Source organism: uncultured Sphaerochaeta sp., assembly GCF_963676625.2.
In the GTDB taxonomy this organism is placed as follows: Bacteria; Spirochaetota; Spirochaetia; order Sphaerochaetales; family Sphaerochaetaceae; genus Sphaerochaeta.
In genome coordinates, this window is record NZ_CAXXYB010000014.1 from 1 (window position 1) to 17,578 (window position 17,578).

At 45.7% G+C, this 17,578-nt stretch carries 15 protein-coding genes; 12 read left to right on the plus strand and 3 right to left on the minus strand.

Going from position 1 to position 17,578, the window contains the following annotated elements:
* The 10 genes from ACHZBG_RS17495 to ACHZBG_RS17540 all read left to right on the plus strand — a co-directional run.
* Window positions 1-332: hypothetical protein (locus tag ACHZBG_RS17495; RefSeq protein ID WP_320130754.1), on the plus strand; the 332-nt coding region annotated here is incomplete at its 5' end.
* Window positions 333-360: 28 nt separating this feature from the next.
* Window positions 361-1,608: a cell division protein FtsA gene (ftsA, locus tag ACHZBG_RS17500; protein ID WP_320130755.1), complete on the plus strand. Its 1,248-nt coding sequence runs from the start codon at window positions 361-363 to the stop codon at window positions 1,606-1,608.
* A 28-nt stretch (window positions 1,609-1,636) separates the two neighbouring features.
* The gene (ftsZ, locus tag ACHZBG_RS17505) at window positions 1,637-2,875 is read left to right on the plus strand and encodes a cell division protein FtsZ (RefSeq protein WP_320130756.1); all 1,239 of its coding nucleotides are present in this window, start codon (window positions 1,637-1,639) and stop codon (window positions 2,873-2,875) included.
* Window positions 2,876-2,877: 2 nt separating this feature from the next.
* Window positions 2,878-3,786, plus strand: coding sequence for a tyrosine recombinase (locus tag ACHZBG_RS17510; RefSeq protein ID WP_320130757.1), 909 nt, complete (start codon window positions 2,878-2,880; stop codon window positions 3,784-3,786).
* A complete protein-coding gene (locus ACHZBG_RS17515) occupies window positions 3,783-4,535 on the plus strand; it encodes a TSUP family transporter (RefSeq protein ID WP_320130758.1) in 753 nt (250 codons plus the stop codon). Before ACHZBG_RS17510 ends, ACHZBG_RS17515 begins: the two co-directional genes overlap by 4 nt.
* Before the next feature lie 33 nt (window positions 4,536-4,568).
* Window positions 4,569-5,456: a DNA-processing protein DprA gene (locus ACHZBG_RS17520; RefSeq protein ID WP_320130759.1), complete on the plus strand. Its 888-nt coding sequence runs from the start codon at window positions 4,569-4,571 to the stop codon at window positions 5,454-5,456.
* Window positions 5,443-6,375 (plus strand): tyrosine-type recombinase/integrase, encoded by a 933-nt coding sequence (locus ACHZBG_RS17525; protein ID WP_320130760.1) that lies wholly within the window; start codon window positions 5,443-5,445, stop codon window positions 6,373-6,375. The genes ACHZBG_RS17520 and ACHZBG_RS17525 overlap by 14 nt, the downstream gene beginning before the upstream one ends.
* A complete protein-coding gene (gene hslV, locus ACHZBG_RS17530; RefSeq protein ID WP_320130761.1) occupies window positions 6,368-6,904 on the plus strand; it encodes an ATP-dependent protease subunit HslV in 537 nt (178 codons plus the stop codon). Before ACHZBG_RS17525 ends, hslV begins: the two co-directional genes overlap by 8 nt.
* 5 nt (window positions 6,905-6,909) lie before the next feature.
* The gene (gene hslU / locus ACHZBG_RS17535) at window positions 6,910-8,292 is read left to right on the plus strand and encodes an ATP-dependent protease ATPase subunit HslU (protein ID WP_320130762.1); all 1,383 of its coding nucleotides are present in this window, start codon (window positions 6,910-6,912) and stop codon (window positions 8,290-8,292) included.
* Window positions 8,293-8,302: 10 nt separating this feature from the next.
* Complete coding sequence (locus ACHZBG_RS17540; protein WP_320130763.1) at window positions 8,303-9,412, plus strand: hypothetical protein; 1,110 nt, start codon at window positions 8,303-8,305, stop codon at window positions 9,410-9,412.
* A 6-nt stretch (window positions 9,413-9,418) separates the two neighbouring features.
* Here ACHZBG_RS17540 and ACHZBG_RS17545 read toward each other — a convergent pair whose 3' ends face one another.
* Window positions 9,419-11,101 carry a penicillin-binding protein 2 gene (locus ACHZBG_RS17545; RefSeq protein ID WP_320130764.1) on the minus strand — a complete coding sequence of 561 codons (1,683 nt, stop codon included), beginning with the start codon at window positions 11,099-11,101 and terminating at the stop codon, window positions 9,419-9,421.
* 41 nt (window positions 11,102-11,142) lie between these two features.
* On the opposite strand from ACHZBG_RS17545, the gene ACHZBG_RS17550 reads away from it, so the two are divergent.
* The gene (locus ACHZBG_RS17550; RefSeq protein ID WP_320130765.1) at window positions 11,143-12,267 is read left to right on the plus strand and encodes a M23 family metallopeptidase; all 1,125 of its coding nucleotides are present in this window, start codon (window positions 11,143-11,145) and stop codon (window positions 12,265-12,267) included.
* 180 nt (window positions 12,268-12,447) lie between these two features.
* Here ACHZBG_RS17550 and ACHZBG_RS17555 read toward each other — a convergent pair whose 3' ends face one another.
* Window positions 12,448-12,945, minus strand: a complete 498-nt coding sequence (locus tag ACHZBG_RS17555; RefSeq protein WP_320130766.1) for a dual specificity protein phosphatase — start codon at window positions 12,943-12,945, stop codon at window positions 12,448-12,450.
* A 603-nt stretch (window positions 12,946-13,548) separates the two neighbouring features.
* A complete protein-coding gene (gene secA / locus ACHZBG_RS17560; protein ID WP_320130767.1) occupies window positions 13,549-16,323 on the minus strand; it encodes a preprotein translocase subunit SecA in 2,775 nt (924 codons plus the stop codon).
* A gap of 177 nt (window positions 16,324-16,500) precedes the next feature.
* Between secA and murG the strand changes: the two genes are divergently transcribed.
* Window positions 16,501-17,565: an undecaprenyldiphospho-muramoylpentapeptide beta-N-acetylglucosaminyltransferase gene (gene murG / locus ACHZBG_RS17565; RefSeq protein ID WP_320130768.1), complete on the plus strand. Its 1,065-nt coding sequence runs from the start codon at window positions 16,501-16,503 to the stop codon at window positions 17,563-17,565.
* Window positions 17,566-17,578: the final 13 nt, after the last annotated feature.

Below are 17,578 nucleotides of genomic sequence, written 5' to 3' on the forward strand. Positions count from 1 at the left end.
AAGTTCCGCAAAGATATGCTACTATGTTACAGGAATATGGTACTGATGAGACTTTTTTGAAGGTAATGGAGCTTGCTTCGTCCCTTGATGGAGATTCCAGCTTGATAACTCGCATCAAATACGATAATAATAGTAGTAACAGCTTTGGAAAGATGGTATTGGAATTCTCATCTATCAATGCCCAACTTTGGGTAAGGGAGCCCGTAAGCACCGAGAGGATTGCTTCTGCGGTTGCCTTGGTAGTGGAGGATAGCGAGAATTCCCTTTCCTTCCTCAGCACGGGTCCGCTGCGTTATGATCTTTATAAGAGTGCAATGGTACGCAGATATTGAGACCGAACAGCTAGGAGGTTGCTGTAATATGGCTGGTGATAAAATGTTGATGGGGCTTGATATTGGCACAAACCGGACCAGATGCGTAATCGGTTCAGTGAGCCGAGAGGGCTTGCTGATGGTTGACAGCATATGTGAACGTCCGAGTGAGGGTGTCAGGGCAGGTTCGATCGTCAATATTGAGCAGACCCTGAAAACCATACAATCGGTGATCAACGAGGCCGAACTCCAGGCTGGGGCCGAGATTTCCGAAGTCATTATTGGTATAGGGGGAGAACACATTATTGGTATCCCCAGTACCGGGGTCGTGGGGATAAACAGCAAGGACCAGGAAATCAAGAGAGAGGATATTTATCGTTCCCTTGAGGTAGCCCGGGCTTTTGAGCTTCCTCAGGATCGCGAAATATTGCATACGCTTGTCCAGGATTTTCAAATTGATGGCCAAGTGGGAATAAAAGACCCTATTGACATGCTCGGACATCGATTGGAAAGCAGGGTGCTTATTGTCACTGCCAGCTCTTCCATCTGCCAGAATGAGCGCAAGTGCATCCAGCGCTCGGGACTTACCGTACAAAGGATGGTCCTGCAGAGTCTTGCCGATTCTGAAGTAGTACTCAGTCCCGAGGAAAAAGAGATGGGAACCATCCTCATCAATATTGGCAGCGGGGTATCCAATATGATTGCCTATACCCACGGGGCCCCTGTCTATACAGGTGGGGTGAATTTTGGTGGAGAGGCCGTAACAGCAGATATTGCCTATATACTCAACAAAACCAGGGCGGTGGCCGAACAGATAAAATGTGAATCAGGTCATAGCTATGTTCCTTCGGTTTCGAGCGAGGAAATGGTAACCATTCCCCAGGTTGGTGGATTGCCCTCGATAAGGATGCCAAAAAAGGAATTGAGCAAGGTGATCGAACCCCGTATGGCGGAGATTTTTTCCCGCCTGCAAAATGACTTGGAAAAGGCAAATGTACAGGGTTCGTTTGGAGGCGGGGTCGTCCTTGTGGGTGGAGGATCTCTTTTAAGTGGAGTGACTGAACTTGCAAGCGAGATTTTCCGTCTTCCCGCACGATTGGGTTTCCCCGAGGCAATTGGTGGATTGGACAGGAATTACATCAGTCCTTGTTATACTACAGTACTTGGTTTGCTCAAGAGTGAGGCTCGGAAGGTGAAGGAAGTGGGAACTGGTGGCAAGGCTAAAAGGGATGCTCCCCGAAGGCAAGAGAATGGGCCTGTTTCCAAGGTAAAGAGATTTTTTAGGACTTTGTTTTAATTGTAGCCTGGTGGCAAAGGATTTTGATATGGATTTCGGAATGTTTGAAGTAGAGGATATGGTTCAGGACGAGCAGGCAACTGCGACAGTCATCAAGGTCCTTGGTGTTGGTGGCGCCGGGGGAAATGCAGTTAACCGCATGATTGCAAGCGGGCTAAAAAAAGTCCAGTTTGTAGTCATGAATACGGATATGCAAGCCCTGCAACGTTCAAACGCCCAGATAAGGATTCCTATCGGTAAGGAACTGACAGGGGGCTTGGGTGCCGGTGGCATTCCCGAGGTGGGTGAAAAAGCCGCCCAGGAGAGCAAGGAAGATATTCGCCATGAACTCGAGAATGCGGACATGGTTTTCATCACTGCCGGAATGGGTGGCGGAACGGGAACAGGGGCTGCCCCTGTGGTAGCTGAGATAGCCAAGAGTTGCAATGCCTTGACCGTTGCAGTCGTAACGACTCCTTTTGCCTTTGAAGGCAAGAAGAAGTTGATGCTTGCCCAGGCTGGAATTGAAAAACTCCGCAAGCAAGTGGATACACTCATTATAATCCCCAACCAATATCTGCTGAAGGTCGTGGAGAATAATACCCCGATCAAGCAGGCATTCCTCATGGCTGATGAAGTGCTGTATATGGGAGTCCAGGGGGTAAGTGAACTCATTACCGAACCAGGCGAAATAAATATCGATTTTGCCGATGTACGGACAGTCATGAAGGGAAAGGGCGATGCCTTGATGGGTATCGGCTTCGGTGAAGGCGCCAATAGGGCCGTGGATGCTGCCCGTCAGGCGATCAGCAACCCTTTGCTGGAGAATGCGACCATAGAAGGGGCAAAGAGTGTCTTGGTGAACCTTTCGGGAAGCGACAACCTTACCTTGCAGGAATACCAGGATGTAGTTGAAATCATAACGGAAAATTGTGCCGAGGATGCCTTGATCATTGCCGGTCAGGCTTTCAACCCTGAATTGGGTGACAGGATCAAGGTTACCGTGGTTGCCACTGGATTTGAACGAAAGGATGAGGTAATTGGTGCGGAACTTGCCGATATCAATACTGCAAAGAGGCGATATACATCTTCTGCCTCAACTGATAGGTCTGAGGGAGAGTCTTCACAAGATTCCCACAAGAGCGAAACGGAAGGCGATATCGGTTCCATACAGGTGAATCGCTGGCAGGATCTGCAAAAGCAGATTGGCAAGGCTCCTACGGGGAATTCAAGTGACTATTCCATTCCGGCTGTGCTTAGGTATACCAGAAACCCTGATGAGAAGTAAGTATGTCTTATGAGGCAGATCTTCAGCTAATTGATGATTACGGTGATTACTTGATGTTGCAACGAAGGCTCTCAAAAGCCACGTTGAATGTGTATACCCAGGAGATAACCCTTTTTTTGGGTTATTTACGATCTTTATCATTGGATGTGATTTCTGTTTCCCTTCAGGATATCGAGACCTATCTCTCGCTTTCCAAAAAGGACCGTGAACTTTCGGCAAGAACGCTGGCAAGAAACCTTTCTTCCTTGCGTTCTTTCTTTATATACCTCCAGATCAGCAAAATCAGGGAAGACAATCCGGTTATGCAACTGGAGAACCCAAAAATCGGCACACGCTTTCCTTCCGTGGCAACCTTGGAGGAGATTGATTCTCTTTTCAGCGTTATCGATGTGTCGGATCCCCTGGGCTTTCGTGACCGTGCATTGTTTGAGTTGATCTATTCCTGCGGTCTGCGTATCAGCGAAACCTGTGACTTGAAGGTCTCTGATTACGAGGGACGTTCTCTCAGGGTCCTGGGAAAACGAAACAAGATGCGCCTCGTACCAGTAGGAGAAATAGCCCAGTCTTTTGTAGATGAGTACCTTTTGAAAATCAGGGTGGACTTGGTGAAGGAAAATCTTTGTGAAAAAGCTCTGTTCGTCGGACGCAATGGGCATCCGTTGACTAGGCAGGCTGTATATAAGCGATTCGAACAATACTGTGACAAGGTTGGCCTTGTTGCAAAAGTCCATACCTTGCGGCATAGCTTTGCAACCCATCTCTTGGAGGGAGGGGCTGATTTACGTTCCGTGCAGGAATTGCTGGGACACAGTGACATCAAGACCACGCAGATCTATACCCATGTGCATACTGATGACCTGAAGAGAGCTTATACAGCTTTTCATGGAAATCCGGAGGAAGGAAAAAAATGAGTGTTCTCTGGATTCTCTGTCCGATTGTCGCAATCGGGGCCATCATCGACTCAATAGCAGGTGGAGGAGGGCTTATAACTCTTACAGCCTACGTTGCGGTGGGGCTTCCTCCCCAGATAGCCCTGGGAAACAATAAGTTTGCCTCTACGAGTGGAACGACCATTGCCTGCATACGATATATCAAAGGTGGCCAGGTTGATTGGAGGGTAGGTACTCTTGCCGTTATTCTCTCCTTTGCAGGTTCCCTTATTGGTTCCAATCTTGCTGCCTTGTATGCAGATCTGTACTTGCAGTACCTTCTGGTCTTTTTAGTTCCTGCCATTGCCATTTTCATGATGGTAAAACCGAACTTCGGACAGGCCAGGGAACGCACCAAACAGGCCACCTTATTTCTGAGCGGGGCCAGTGGCCTGGTCATCGGTGCTTATGATGGTTTCTTCGGGCCGGGGACAGGTATGTTCTTGACCCTGATCTTCACTTCGGTAATAGGGCTTGATCTGCTCAAGTCCTGTGGAACGGCGAAAGTCGTGAATCTTGCCTCAAATATTGCTGCCCTTGCGACTTTCATCATCAGGGGGAATATCGACTATGGCATTGCAATTCCCTGTGCTTTCAGCTCCATCCTTGGTGGTTATATCGGTAGTGGCCTGGCTTTGAGAGGCGGGGCAAAGGTAGTGAAACCCGTACTGCTGCTGGTATTGTTTCTGTTGCTTGCAAAAGTTGTTCTTGGAATGCTCGGGATTCAATGAAGCGTTCGATAGCTTTTCTTTCCTTTTCAGGGTATGAGACTTTCAATTGTCCTTGCAATTTCCATGCTTCCCCTTTCCTGTAGGGAAAAGCTCGTCCTGGTCAAAAGCACTCCTTCTTTTTCGGACTTGGAAAAACGATATCACCTGCTTGGTTTGCGTAAAAGAGTGGATGAGTTTCTCGCTTTTCTTTCAAAAACTGAAATGCATATCATCTTTTTCGGTATGAAGGGCTATCCCTCCAGGTTGGCTCTGGAAGACAATCCGCCTTTCCGACTTTGCTATCGAGGAAGGCTTCCTGAAGAAAATGAATGTCTGGTCTCTCTATGCGGTACCCGATATCCTGATACCTTGGGAGCGGAAGCCAGCTATTCCTTTGCTCTGGAGGCAGGATTGAATGATATTCATATTGTTACCAGTCATAGCCGGGGAATTGATCGGTCAGCCTTATATGGTACCCGGCAGGCAGGGACCTGTGCCTATGTCTGTTGTGATTGTGGTCTGGGTACCCGAAGGATAACGGAGAACAGAGGCCTTGCGGGGTGTAACCTCATTTCCCCGTTTGAACCGAACCAAGAAGCTTCCCGATGGCGTTGCCTCGGTCGAAATTATCTTACCGTTGCGCTCTCCTCTTGTCTGGTGGTAGTGCAGGCTCCTTGCAAAAGCGGGGCACTCCTTTGTGCCTCGCTTGCCCTGGACATGGGGCGAGAGGTCTTTGTCCATGAACAAGGACTCAGAAATCTTCCTGTCAATGAAGGAACAAGGCGTCTGGAGGACGAAGGTTGCCCCTTGGTTTCAGGATATCCTGCCTTTGCCAGCTCACAGGGATTACCAAGAAATCTTTCTTTGCAGGTCTGCAGTGAAAAGGAAGCGTTGTATCGTTACGGAAACACGTGTTATAGTCTGAGTCATGGAACAGAATGAATCCAGGGAAGATGAAGTTGCAAAGTTTCTGGATTATCTTGCCAATGTACGGATGTCCAGTGCCAATACCGTACTCTCCTATGGAAAGGACTTGCACTTGCTTTCCTCCTTTGCCAAGGGCCTTGGCCTTGAGGTCATTGACATGACTGAACATGATGCAAGACAATTTGTCCGGTATCTTATCTATACCAAGGAATACAGCGAGGCAACTGTCAATCGCGTTCTCAGTGCGACCCGCACCTTTTTTCGTCATGCGGTAAAAATCGACTTGATACGAACCAATCCTTTTGGCCTTATTTCCCTGAAAAAGGCACTGAGTCACCTTCCTTCAGTGTTGACCGTAGGAGAGGTAGGGCAATTGCTTTCCCTTGAAGCCGTCGGTTTTTCTTCGGCAAGGAATTTGCTGTTGTTTGCTTTCTTATATGATACGGGGTGTCGTATCAGCGAGGCGTTGTCCATTCGGGAAGGGAATATCGATTATAAAAAGGGACGCATTCCGATTGTGGGAAAAGGAAATAAAGTTCGTTTTGTATTCTTTTCCGGCATTACAAGGGATCGGCTTTCGTATTATTTATCCTTGAAGCATGACTTGCAGGATAGGAAACAAATTCTTGATTCCCGGATTTCAAGTTTGTTGTTTTGCTCTGATGCAGGAAAACAGTTGCCGATGAGCACTGTTGGTAGTATTTTCAAGTCATATAAGCGCAAGCTTGGTTGGCAAAAAGATTTTACACCGCATGTGCTGAGGCATAGTTATGCCACTCATATGCTGGATAACGGTGCTGATATACGTTTGGTCCAGGAACTGCTTGGTCACTCAAGTATTTCCACGACCCAGATTTATGCACATGTAACACAAAAAAGGCTGGCAAGGGTATATGCATCCTGTCATCCGCATGGAAGGAAAGAGAATGAGTAGTTTCAAGGGAACGACAATAGTCGCGGTTAGAAGGAATGGTCATGTAGCCATCGCCGGAGATGGACAGGTAACCGCAGGTGATACAATCCTGAAGTCAAACGCCCATAAGGTGAGGACCTTGTATGATGGCAAGGTTATCACGGGGTTTGCAGGGACCACGGCTGATGCTTTTACATTGTTTGAGCTTTTCGAGCAAAAACTGAAACAATTCAATGGGGATTTGACCCGTTCTGCGGTTGAATTGGCCAAGCAATGGAGAACAGATAAGCAATTGAGGCAGCTCGAGGCCATGATGCTTGTCAGTGACGGCAAAAAGATTTTCTTGATCAACGGGGCAGGTGATGTCGTAGATCCCGAGAAGGATGCGATTGGTATCGGAAGTGGTGGAAATTATGCATTGGCTGCTGCTCTTGCCTATCTTGATGCGTCTCCGGAGCTTGAAGCGAAGGAAATTGCTGTCAAGAGCGTTTTGATAGCCTCGACACTCTGCATCTATACCGATGATTCGATCATCGTTGAGGAGCTTTAAGGAATATGGAATATATCAGTACCAAAAAACTTGACGAGATGAAACCTTCCCAAATCGTGAAGGAGCTCGATAAATATATAATTGGACAAAACAAGGCGAAACGAACAATTGCGGTAGCAATCAGAAACAGGAGCAGACGCAAAATGTTGCCTGAGGATATCCGAGATGAAGTTTCCCCCAAGAATATAATCATGATAGGACCTACCGGGGTGGGAAAAACCGAGATCGCCAGGCGTATAGCCAAGCTATCGAATGCCCCGTTCATCAAGGTCGAGGCTACCAAGTATACCGAGGTAGGGTATGTCGGACGTGACGTAGAGTCGATAATCCGTGATTTGATGAGCATCGCAGTCCAGCAGGTAAAGGCAGAATTGGCCGAAAGCCAGACAGAACAGGTTGCACAAAGGGTGGAGGAACGTCTTCTCGATCTCTTGCTTCCTTCCCTCAACAAGGAAGAGACCCAGGTGATTCCCGCTGATACTTCCTTTTCCGATACACAGAGTACGACTCGAGAGAAGTTCAGGCAAATGTTGCGTGACGGAAAATTTGATGACAGAGAAATTGAAGTCAATGTCCAGAGTCGCAAACAGGTTGGTATCGAAGTCCTTGGTCAGGCAAATATGGATGACTTGCAGGACGCAATGCAAAGCATTGGATCCATCTTTGGCAATAATAGGGGCGGTCATAATCGTAAGATGACTGTCAAGAGGGCTCGTGAGGTTTTCACCGAGGAAGAGACTGATAAGGCTGTAGACAATGACCGTGCCATAGATGAGGCAAAGGAAAGAGTCGAGCAGATGGGTATTGTTTTCCTGGATGAAATTGACAAGGTTGCCAGTACCGGTGGCGGAGGTGGCAACGGTCCCGATGTTTCCCGTGAGGGTGTCCAGAGAGATATCCTGCCAATCATTGAAGGAACGAATGTCACTACCAAGTGGGGAGTAATCGATACCACCCATATTCTCTTTATAGCAAGCGGAGCTTTCCATGTGGCAAAGCCGAGTGACCTGATACCTGAATTGCAAGGACGTTTTCCCCTTCGTGTGGAGCTTGATGACCTGACTGCGGAAGATTTTTACAGGATACTCACTGAACCTGCGAATGCAATTACGATGCAGTATAGGGAGTTGCTAAAGACCGAAGGAGTTGATATCGTATTTAGCGAAGAGGCAATCAAACGGGTAAGCGAGATTGCCTACGAGGTGAACAATACCAATGATAACATTGGGGCAAGACGGCTTTTTACGGTTATGGAGAAATTGCTTGAAGAGCTTTCCTTCAGTGCCGATGAGCTTTCCGGTCAACAGATTACCATAACTGGCCATTATGTGGATGAACGGCTTAGGGATGTAGTCCAGGACCAGGATCTTTCCAAGTTCATTCTTTAAAGGGAAGATAGTGGATTTTATTACGATCGTTGCCAATGATTATGATTCGGCTCTCAAACAGGCCCGTAGTGAATACGGGCCTGCTGTGAGAGTCCATACCAGAAAAGATTGTACAAGTGGATCTCTCTTTGGAAAGAAACCTACCTGTGAGATAACTTTCTATCTTGTTGAACCTGTAAAAGAAGACATAATTCCTGCTGTTGAGGAAAAGAAAGAAGAGGTATCTCCTTCCGTGGTCGAGGAAAAAATACCCTCGTCCGATTTTCTTCCCGAGATGGTTGCTCCCTCGCAGGGAAAGAAAATGTTGGAGGATTTGCTAAAGGCAAATGACTTTGGCGATGAGTATATCGATTCTGCGGAAGAAAAGATTCTTTCACAGGATCCTTTGCTTCCCAAGAAAGATTTCGAAATGCAAATTCTTGAATACGTCATAGATAACATTGAAATAGACCATGCTTCCTTTTCCCATCCTCCCAAGTTTTTTGTCCTGTTGGGACCTACGGGAGTAGGCAAGACCACTACTTTGGTAAAGATTGCAGTGCTTTATAACCAGATAGTTCCCCAGGATTGTCAGCTGAAGGTTGCTTTTCTCTCCCTGGACTCTTTTCGTGCAGGAGCTTATGCCCAGATCAATGCCTTTTGCAAGGATTTGCATCTGGATTTGTATTGCTGCAGTGGAGAGGAGGAGTTATCGGGAATTCTTGGAAAATTGGCAGATTATGACTTGATCTTGGTCGATACCATGGGCAAAAGCCCCAAGGAAGGGGAATTGGCCCTTAAGGTAAAGACTATGCTTTCTGTTTTGCCCAAGGATGATACTGTCTATTATCTGGCAGTGAGTGCTTCCCATAAATTGCGAGATATGGAACGGTATCTTCAACTGCTTGGTTCCTATAATCTTTCGGGAATGGTTGTTACCAAGACTGATGAGACAGAAAACTTGGGTAATATCTTGAGTTTCAGCAAGAAACATTCACTTCCTTTGCTCTTCATGACTGATGGCCAGAAAGTCCCTCAGGATTTGCATAAGGTTTCAAATGAATTGCTCCTTGGGTTTCTCCAGGGTTTCTCTCTGGATTTCAGTACAATGGGAATTCCCCAAAGTACTTCCATGCAATAATAATCTTTATAATTGAACGGATTTGGAACTGGTCAGCTTACCTTGGCTCACCAGGGCCTTTATTACTTTGCCAATTGCCGGTGCAGCTATGTTGCTTCCCCAGATGGTATTGCCTTTGGGATTTCCTGCTGCGATATAGATGATGTATTTTGGGTCATCTGCAGGAACTATTGCCATTGTGGAAGCAAGTACAGTGCCATCGGAATAGCTGTTGGTCTCATTATTGAGAATCTGGGCGGTTCCTGTCTTTGCCCCGACCAGGATTCCGTCCACTGCGGTATTTATTGCAGTACCGCCTTTTTCTGTGGCACTTTGCATATAGGAAAGCAGTTTTGATGCGACTGATTCGGAGACCACCTGACGTTGTACGGTGCGCTCTCGTTCATAGAGTACCTTTCCGAGTTTACCCGTGGCATTGCCGACGCTTCTGGAGAGGATAAGATGGGGAGCAAGCAATTCTCCCTTATTTGTGAAAACGGTGGCTGCTGTAGCGAGATGCAGGGCCGTGGACGATAATTCCTGACCAAAGGAAATGGTTGCCTCGGAACGTCCTGACCATTTTGAGGGATCTTGTATGCTTCCTTTGGATTTTGAAGGAAGATTGATATCATAGGCTTGGTTGAAACCAAATTTGTTGAGAAGTTCATAGAAATCCTGGCTGTTGGTTTCCATTGCCCAGGTTGCTATGGCCCCATTGCAGGATTTTTGTATCATTGTCCTGGGATTTACCGTTCCGTGTGGTTCCGTGCAATTTATAGTCACCATTTTTCCGTTACCGCTGTCAAAGGTATAGGAACCATCACACTGGAAAGGGGTGAGCAGGTCTGCTTGTCCTACTTGCATTACTGCTGCCAAACTGAATATCTTGAATACCGACCCTGGTTCATAGAGATAATTCACAGCGTGATTGAGTCTTTCCTCGTCGTTGGAATGGTTGACTTCGTTCGTATTGTACCAAGGATAGCTCGATAGAGCGAGAATATCCCCGTTCTTGGCATCCAGGATTATGCCCATGGCATAGTCAGGATTGTGGACATCGGCAATTGATTGCATTTGCAGATCAAGCAGATATTGTATGTCTATATCGAGGGTAAGGGTTATATCCTGTCCATAGGTTACTTCTTCGTTCCCGAGTTCAGGAAAAGGGTCCAGATATTGTTCCTGGGTATATTCGATTCCTTCCAACCCCTTGTTTTCGTTATCGGTAAAGCCTATGGTCTGGGCTGCATGGAATTGGGCAGGGTAGGTTCTTCCCATTTCCTTGACAACGGAAAGTTCCCTGCTCAGTCCCGCACGTTGTATGACTTGTTGCAAGGGTTCTACCTTGTCAGGATCTATTTTTCTCTTTATCTGTGCATAGGTTGTATAATGGGATGCCTGAAGCTGTACTTGATCTGGATTCATTCCTACAAAGGGTGCAACCAGTTCGGCCGCCTTTTGCAAGTCATCTATTTCATTAAGGTGGAAATAGAGTCCATAATAAGGGGTTTGGATAGCCAATATTTTTCCGTTGCGATCGTAGATGGTCCCCCTGACTACGGTGGAGGCTACTTTCGGGTCCTGATAAATTTTTCTTGAAGGATTTCCTGCAAAGACAATATAACCGACGCGAATCAGCAAAAGGGCAAAGATAACGATGGTGGAAATTGCAAAGAGTTTGTAATATGATTGTTTTGGACTGGTAGCCATGATTGTTTTATAATACTATGTAAGAAAGGTAATGTCGAGTTATGGGAAAAGACAACTATGATGATATGATAGATCGATCTTCAAAAAGGTCGAAATACGATTATGCAGAAGGAAAACCTTCGAGAGGGATCATTTGGACCGTGCTCCTGGGAATTGCTCTCTGTGTGGTTGTCATCTTTATTTGGTATCGGTTGTTTCCCAATGATGCCCAGGTTGCTCCCGCTGTCAAAACCGATACTTCCTTGGCAAGTACACCTGTGGAAGTCATAGCTGATGCTCCTCTTGTAACCTCTCCGATTCCACTTGCCCCTGTTTCTCCTGCACCAGATGCCACTTCCCCTCAAAATGTAAATTCTCCTGATGCGGTGGTTCTTGACAATCAGGCGAAGTCCTTTGGGGACAATGAGCGCAAGATTGCCAATACCAAGACAATTCAGTATGCGGATCATACCGTTTCTACGGGAGAGGATTTGAATTCCATTGCTCAGTTGTACGGTCTGAAAACCCAGACCTTGATCAGCGTAAATCAGATTCGTAATGTCCAGGCGATCAAGGAAGGTACTGTCTTGAGAATTCCTGACAGGGATGGTCAGCTCTATACTGTCAGGGAAGGTGATATGCTCTCTTCCATTGCACGAAAATTCAATCCAAATCTTGGATGGAAGACTTTGCAGGAACTCAATGGACTCACCAACGAAAATATTCAAGTCGGGCAGAGGTTGTTCATTCCTGATGCTTCTTCTCCTGCTCTTTCACAAATGGCCGATGTAGCGGTGGTTCAGTTCCAACGTCCGGCAAGCGGAACCATTACCCTCTTGTTTGGACAGCCTTACAAGAATCCTGCAAACGGTAATTCAGAGAGTTCCAATGGTATACAGATTGTAGGAAAACCCGGAGCTGCCGTAATTTCCGCCGCGGCGGGAAATGTAGTGGATGCAGGCTATGAAGCCAAGGGCAAAGGCAGATTCGTAGTGGTTAGTCATGAAGGTGGTTACAGGACCACCTACGCCCACCTCGAGAATGTAGAGGTCAAGATAGGCGTGCAAGTCGCCAAGGGTGAAACCCTGGGAAGCATCGGAACCAGCGGTACCGATTACGACAAGCCCACGCTCTTCTTCAGCATAGAGCAATCGGGGATATTCCTTGACCCTGCGCAGTTCTTCTAGAAAAGGTATAAAAAGATTGATTTAAGTTTTTATCAGTTAGTGGATGTGCTATATAAAGCAAGGGAAGTAGAGTTCTACTCATGCTTTTTGATAACATTTTCAACTAAAGCTGAGAGTCCTTTCCCATGCACCTTCAATATTTACAGAAAAAGGTCATAGTTCAATAAAAATTTAGAATCTTTATTCTAGATCAATTCGATATTTTGACCATTCTTGTCTTGCATAGCCTTTAACTCCACCTGCCGGAAAATAATCTGGATAAATTTTAAGATATTTGATTTCAGCTTCTTTAAAGGATAGTTTTGAGAAATAACCCTTGCTTGCCAAGAATAATAATCCGATTATCGCTGAACGAGAATGACCTTGGTTGCAATGAACCAATACTTTTTTTCCCTCATCCAATTTTTCTGAAATAAAGCTAATTGCTTTATCAATAATGATGGGAGATATCCATAGAGGATCTGCCACATCTACAAGATTGAGCATCAATTCATCGTCGCGAATAGCTAATAAATATTCAGCATTATCTTTAGAACAAGAACGTCCTGTATATCCGACTGCTTTTCTGTGATATGGCTCTTTGCAAGCATGAATCGTTGCCCAGTTTTGTTGAAATTTAACGAATCTGTCAAAGTCTTCTTGATTCCCGATAAAAAGATTTGGAAAAATTTCTTTCATTATTTTTTACCTTCCAATTGAATATTCAAGCTTTGCAAATTAATTACTATTCTCACCTCTTAAAAACATGATCCATATATTTAAAAATTATTTTTAATTCCAAAAGGAATTAGCATTATAAGAAAGCTCTGGAATAGATTTTTCATTAGTGCGTTTTAGCAATAACTATTTTAGTCTGAACCCTGATTTGAAAAATAGCAAGGAAGACGCTTGAACAATTCTTATTAATATTGGGAATAAAGAAATAACAAAAAATTAGGTAAGGCATGTCGGAACATGAATTTTACGTATAGCTCGAAGGATTTAATTTTATAAAGCCTTGAGGAATTGCTTGGTAGTGGAGGAGAACCTCGTGAATGGCAATACCTTATCAAGGGAACCACTGAAGAGTGCGAAGGAGAAGAATTTGACTAGGGGACTATGAAAGAAATCATTGAGGCTTTGACAGAGCTTGATAAATATTTAGAGTAGAATAATATTATTATATCTTTGGAATTTTAACCTTTATGGGAAAAGGCTGAAATCATTAGTTTCAGCCTTTTTTCTTCCTCAATGAAATTTTTAATTTAATCTCGGTCAACTAAATGTAATATTCAATTTCCTTTACGCATTCTTGCCATGGCAATTCTTGTATTTCTTGCCTGACCCGCAAGGACAGGGATCATTGCGTCCAACCTTCGGGGTCGTCCGTCTGACGGTAACAGGGGAGGTCTCTCCACTTTGCTGTCCCTGGGCCCTGGCGGCCGCGGCGGTACCACTGAAAGCTCCTTTAGCAGAATGGGATTCAACCGTTTTATGTTTGGCTGTTTTCCTGCTGTATTGGTCATCGGAGTGGGTAATCTGCACCCTTACAAGAGTTTCTGCCATGAATGACTTGATATCATCGAGCATCTGGGAGAATATCTCGAAGCCTTCGACCTTGTATTCCACCAAAGGATTCTTTTGTGCATACGAACGGAGTCCTACGGCATCCCTCAGATCTTCAAGGGCCATGAGATGATCTTGCCAACGAATATCCACCTGCCTGAGATAATTGAACCTGAGGAAGTCATTGAAGGGTTTTTCTCCGGTCATCTCTACCTTGTCATTCACTTCTTTGTCGATACATTCAATAAGATGAGCCTTATATTCATCTTTCTTGGCTTCCGCTGTCAAAGGAGGGACTGTAAGGTGGAATTGTGCATCAATTTCTTCAAGAACTTTTACACCTGGGTCCGTTTCGCTGTTCTTTGTATCAGCAAAACATTTTTCGACAATGGCATCGGAGATTTCATGGCAACTGGTCATTACACGTTGCAACAGATGATCCTCGGTAAGAATGGTATCCCGTTCGTTGTACATGAAATTACGTTGTTCATTAAGGACATCATCATAATCGAGCAAATGTTTTCTTATCTCGAAGTTTCGATCCTCGACTCGTCTCTGTGCCTTTTCAATGGCATTGGAAAGCAGTTTGTGTTCAATCGGTTCACCATCCTGCATCCCAATTTTTCCAAGCATCGACTTGATGTTGTCATTTGCGAACAGACGCATCAAAGAATCGTCCAGGGAAACATAGAAACGGCTGGTTCCCGGATCTCCCTGTCGTCCTGCACGTCCACGCAACTGGTTGTCGATACGTCTGGATTCATGACGTTCAGTACCCATGATATAGAGACCGCCAAGTTCCTTGACTTCCTCATAATCCTTTTTCCAGGCAGGGTAGGCTCTTTGGGTTGCTTCCACCAATTCCGCAGGAGTTGCCTCGGTACCGCAAAGACGACGAGCCCGGGCCTCAAGGCTGCCTCCGAGCTTGATATCGGTACCACGTCCAGCCATGTTCGTTGCAATCGTAACTGCGCCCTTGGCTCCTGCTTCCTCAATGATCAAAGCTTCTCTGGCATGGTTCTTTGCATTGAGAACCTCATGTCGTACGCCCATTTTTCTCAGAAGGACAGAAAGCATCTCGCTCTTCTCGATACTGATCGTACCAACCAGTATGGGCTGGCCTTTCTTGTGTACCTGTTCGATTTCATTGCAAATCGCCTGATACTTGAACTGTTCGTTATAATAAACCAGATCGGCAAGGTCTTTTCGTACGATCGGTTTGTTGGTCGGGATGACAATTACGTCAAGTTTGTAGATCTTGAGGAACTCAGGGGCTTCCGTATCGGCCGTTCCTGTCATACCGCTGATCTTGTCGTACATCCTGAAGAAATTCTGGAAGGTAATGGTTGCCAGGGTCTTGTTCTGTCCCAGGATCTTTATTTTTTCCTTGGCTTCGATTGCCTGGTGCAATCCATCGCTGTAGCGTCTGCCATGCAATATACGTCCAGTGAATTCATCGACGATCTGGACCTGACCTTCAGCAACCACATAATCCACGTCGTTGGCATAAAGCCGGAGAGCCTTGACAGCCTGGGTGACATAATGGACATATTCAAAATTCTCGTCATCATAGAGACTACCGCTGATGGTGTTGTTCTTGACCAAGAGCTCTTCCATATGGGTCATACCCTGACTGGTAAAGGATACCTTTTTTTGTTTCTCATCAAGCTTGTAGTCACCCCGTTCATCAAAATCACCTGAATTCTTGTCAAATCTGGCAAGGGGATCCTGTTCGTAATAATCATTGGTGTCGGGATTCTTCTCGCATTCAACAAGGAACGGTGCAATTTTCTGGGCACCCATGACCTGGGCAGAATCATCCTCGCTTTGTCCGCTGATGATAAGTGGGGTACGGGCTTCATCAATGAGAATGGAGTCAATTTCATCAATGATACAATAATGGTGTTTGGGCTGGATCTTGTCTGCATAGGACCATTTCATGTTGTCCCTGAGGTAATCGAACCCGAATTCATTGTTGGTTCCATAGGTTATGTCGGCATTGTAAGCTATGCGACGTGCTTCGTTATCAAGATCGGAAAGAATTACCCCTACGCTCAAACCAAGAAATTCGAATACGGGTCCCATCCAGGAGGAGTCACGGTTAGCGAGGTAATCGTTGACCGTTATGATATGAACGCCCTTTTCCTCAAGGGCATTCAGGTAGGCTGCAGGAACACATGTCAAGGTTTTTCCTTCACCAGTTTTCATTTCAAGGATATTTCCCTGATGAAGAACTACGGCACCCATGATCTGTACATCGTAATGGCGTTCGCCAAGAACCCTGAGAGCTGCTTCCCGTGCCAGTGCAAAGGCTTTTGGAAGAAGAGACTCCAGTGAAGCTCCCTTTGCTACTTGCGCCTTGAAATCTGCGGTCTGTATAGGGAATTGCTCATCGGAAAGGCCTTTTGCCCAAGCTTCCTCGGCATTGACGCGTAGTACTAAAGGGTAAAGTGCCCGTAAATCTTTATCTTGTTTTGTTCCAAAAATCTTGGTAAAAAATGATGTTCCCATTGATGACTCGCTTCTAGAGGTAGATTATGCATACATTCGATACTGTACCAGTATACTCATAACTACTCGGAGAGAAAAGCCCAACCTTTGTAAATTTGTGGGGCAAAAATACCCGCATTGTATCAAAATGATACGACTTGAATATCCTCCTTTTCGGATTTGTGGTATACTCAGCCCATGATGGTGTGCTTTACAGGTGGCGGTACCTTTGGACATATTCTCCCTGCCCTTGCCGTACATGAGATACTCAAAACAGAACCAGGGTATCAATGCTTCTGGATAGGCCGGGAAAATAATGAGGAAAGGACCGCGATAGAAAACGAGGATATAGAATTTTTTCCGATTCAGAGCGGAAAACTTCGCAGGTATTTTTCTTTGAGAAACCTGTCGGATTGTTTTCATTTGGTTGTCGCCTTTTTTCAGGCCCTCGCAATCCTTGCGAAAAAACGACCGGATGTTCTCTTTTCCAAGGGTGGCTTTGTCTCCGTTCCCCCTGTTTTTGCGGCCAGGATCCTGGGTATACCTGTGGTGACCCATGAAAGTGATGCAACACCTGGGTTGGCAACAAAACTCATTGCACCGTTTGCCCGGTATATTTGCCTTGGTTTTGCTGAAGCGGCCTCAGGCTTTGCTGCGAACAAAACAATTGTCACTGGAAATCCAATCAGGGGGGAACTGTTACATGAACCCCTGGGCTCGATAAGGGAAACCTTGGATATTGCAAGCGATGTTCCTTTGCTCTTTATCATGGGAGGGAGCCAGGGAGCACAACAGATCAATGAACTGGTAAGAGAAAATCTGGATGAGTTATGTAAACGGGCTTTTGTCTACCACCAATGCGGTAAACGTGATTTTCGTGCAATCAAGCATGCCAATTACTTTGCAACGGAAATTGTTGGCAAGGAAATGGGTTCCCTGTATAGGGAGAGCACCGTCATTGTTTCCAGGGGAGGTGCGGGATCAATCTGTGAATTGGCCCATTTCGGGTGTGCCAGTATACTTATTCCCCTGCCAGTTAAGGCAAGCAGGGGAGACCAGGTGGTAAATGCCCGGAAGTTGGAAAAGACTTCAGCCGCCATCGTCCTTGAAAACGACGTGACTGCCAAGAATTTTCTTGAAGCTGTCACTGACCTGTTGGAGAATGGAGAAAAACGGAGTATCCTATCCAAAAACATAAAGAGTTATGTTATTGAAGGTTCTGCTGATAAAATTGCATCAGTAATAAAGCAAACGCGTACATAGAGGAGATACATAC